The organism is Oleiphilus sp. HI0067 (assembly GCF_001635735.1).
Window position 1 is genome coordinate 1 of sequence record NZ_LWFI01001347.1, and the last position, 1,086, is coordinate 1,086.

Sequence of the window (1,086 nt, forward strand, 5' to 3'; positions counted from 1 at the left end):
AACGGGAGCTTACTTTCACTCAGAACTGCACTGGTAAGCGGTCGCATAGGATCATTCGATCCTTTAATTGCTCCAAATAGCCAGAGCGCACCGATCAGCAACAGTAGCGAACCCAAAGTGTATTTGATGGCGCGGGTATGAATTTTGTGTGTTCTTTGAGTAAATACGTATATCGCGGCACCGACAGAAAGAACGCCCCAGAGTGCTAAACCTATGTTTCCTGGAACGAGACGGTTGATTAGCCAAACTGCAACGCCAAGCAATAGCATGCCAAAGATAAACTTGCTGTAGTTCATCCAAGCGCCTGCTTTCGGAATAAAACGCGCACCACCTACTGCCACAATAATCAACGGAACGCCCATGCCAAGCCCTAAACTAAATAGCGACACAAAACCAAGTCCAGCATCATTGCTTGTACTGATATAAATGAGAGCGCCGGCAAGGGGAGCAGACACGCATGGCGATACCAGTAGGGCAGATAGGGCGCCGATGAAGAAAACACTCGCTATTTTTCCGCCGCTCAGTTTAGCGCTCTGGTTCTGTAGTCGATCACGAAGAAAAGCTGGGAGTTGCAGTTCATATAGTCCAAACATCGCCGCAGCGAGTGCTATGAATACAATCGCAAAAAAGATAAGAACAATCGGGCTTTGCATTGTTGCTTGAAGGTTCGCGCTTGCACCTAATAAGCCGACTGNTAGGCCGAAAGCTGCGTAGGTGAGTGCCATGCCAGCGACATACGACAATGCGAGACTAAAATTGCGCCCCCAATTTTTTTGCGAGCTTTGATTATTGCCAGCCACAATCGTTGTGATAATCGGAATCATCGGCAGTACGCAGGGCGTAAAGGTTAATCCGAGGCCAAGCAAAAAGAATATAGCTGCTGTTGCTAAGGCAGAGTTCTCCTGCATGAATGAGAATATCGAAGAAGCATCGTCTGTACTTAAACTTAGTGATTTTGCCTTGATTTGTGCTTCGATGTCTTCGAGCACTGGGGCCGGTGCATTTTCTACGGGAAAGTAGAGTACTGTCTTTGCTTGCGGTGGATAGCATAGGCCAGCGACAGCGCAGCCTTGGTAAGTGATTTTG

General features: G+C 47.8%; 1 protein-coding gene. It reads right to left on the reverse strand.

Annotation, left to right across the window (positions count from 1 at the left end; genetic code table 11):
- Positions 1-1,086: protein-disulfide reductase DsbD (gene dsbD / locus A3739_RS21395; protein WP_156502739.1), on the reverse strand; the 1,086-nt coding region annotated here is incomplete at both ends.